Source organism: Xanthomonas sp. SHU 308 (genome assembly GCF_000364645.1).
Taxonomy (GTDB): domain Bacteria; phylum Pseudomonadota; class Gammaproteobacteria; order Xanthomonadales; family Xanthomonadaceae; genus Xanthomonas_A; species Xanthomonas_A sontii.
Genome location: NZ_AQOK01000720.1, coordinates 1 through 932 on the forward strand (window position 1 = coordinate 1; position 932 = coordinate 932).

2 protein-coding genes are annotated in these 932 nt (G+C 74.8%); both read left to right on the forward strand.

Features of this window, described 5'->3' with window-relative positions:
* Positions 1–346, forward strand: a 346-nt coding sequence (locus D588_RS28750; RefSeq protein WP_017917168.1) for a recombinase family protein, incomplete at its 5' end; no start/stop codon positions are given.
* 101 nt (positions 347–447) lie between these two features.
* The coding region (locus D588_RS0119410; RefSeq protein WP_017917169.1) for a sigma-70 family RNA polymerase sigma factor at positions 448–932 on the forward strand (485 nt) is incomplete at its 3' end.

The following is a 932-nucleotide window of genomic DNA, read 5'->3' on the forward strand; positions in this document are numbered from 1 at the left end:
CGAGGTGGCCTTCCATTCGGTCACCGAACACATCGACACGGGCTCGTCCGGCGGGCGGCTGGTGTTCCACTTCATGGCGGCGCTGGCCGAGTTCGAGCGCGCGCTCATCAGCGAGCGCACCAAGGCCGGCATGGCGGTGGCCCGCAACGCGGGCCGGCCCGTGGGGCGCCTGCCGCTGCTGAGCCCGGGCCAGTTGCGCAAGGCGGCGGCGCACCTGCAACAGGGCACGCGCTCCCTGGCCGAGCTGGCGCGCGAGTTGGGCGTGCACCCGCGCACGGTGCGGCGCGGCCTGGCGCGCCTGGGGCTGGAGGTGCCCGCCAAGCCCCCCGACGAAAGCACGGTGTAGCGCCGGGCGCTTTTCGACAAGCCGGCGTGCGCGAAACGACAGGGGTGCGCGGCACGGCGGCCTCAAGAATGGCGGGCATCTTCGTCTCCCCCGCCCGCCCCATGCCGCCCATCGCCTCCCTGTACCGCACCCACGCCCCCTGCCTGCACGCATGGTTCGCCCAGTGCGTGGGGGCCGAGCATGCGGCCGACCTGACGCAGACCACCTTCGCGCAAGTGCTGGAGCGGCTGGACGCGGTGACGGTGCGCTCGCCTGCGCTGGGCGAAGCGCGCCTGCGCTCGATCGCCGCGCAGCTACGAAGCGAGCACGACGACCGGTTGCGGGAGGATGGCGCCGTGCGCCGCACGATGGCCCTGGCCGCCCCGGCCACGGCGCCCTCGGCGCAGGCGCACGCGTGCGCGCACGAACTGGCCACGCGCATCTGCGAGGCCGTGGCCGCGCTGGGCGTGGTGCATCAGCAGGTGTTCGCGTACCACTGCGCCAGCGCGCTGACCACCGCCCAGATCGGCGCGCGCCTAGGCATCACCCCGGCCCAGGTGCGCAAGCACCTGCTGCGCGCCACCCTGGCCGCACGGCAGGGCGCCGG